At 66.8% G+C, this 316-nt stretch carries 1 protein-coding gene; it reads left to right on the top strand.

The genetic code is table 11. The features are described from left to right. Positions 1–316, top strand: a 316-nt coding sequence (locus tag QCE58_RS30960) for an MltA domain-containing protein (RefSeq protein ID WP_309780692.1), incomplete at both ends; no start/stop codon positions are given.

The following is a 316-nucleotide window of genomic DNA, read 5'->3' as shown; positions in this document are numbered from 1 at the left end:
GGTGAGCTGGCAGCAGGTGCCAGGCTGGCAGGACGATTCACTGATCGGCGCCACAGCGGCACTGCGTCAGAACTGCAGCCGGCTTGCGCGTCAGGCTGGCTGGCAGAAGGCTTGCGCGGCGGCGCAGCAGCTCGACGACCTCGACATGTCGGCGGCGCGCAGTTTCTTCGAGGCCTATTTCACGCCCTTCCAGCTCGCCAATAACGACGGCACGCTCGACGGCCTCGTGACGGGCTACTACGAGCCCTTGCTGCGCGGCTCGCGCACGCGTCACGGGCCGTATCAGTACGCGCTGTATCGCTGGCCGTATCGCTAC

Origin of the sequence: Caballeronia sp. LZ028 (genome assembly GCF_031451415.1) — a bacterium.
GTDB classification, from domain to species: Bacteria; Pseudomonadota; Gammaproteobacteria; order Burkholderiales; family Burkholderiaceae; genus Caballeronia; species Caballeronia zhejiangensis.
Note: the sequence above shows the minus strand (reverse complement) of the source record. Positions and strands in the feature narration are given on the sequence as shown.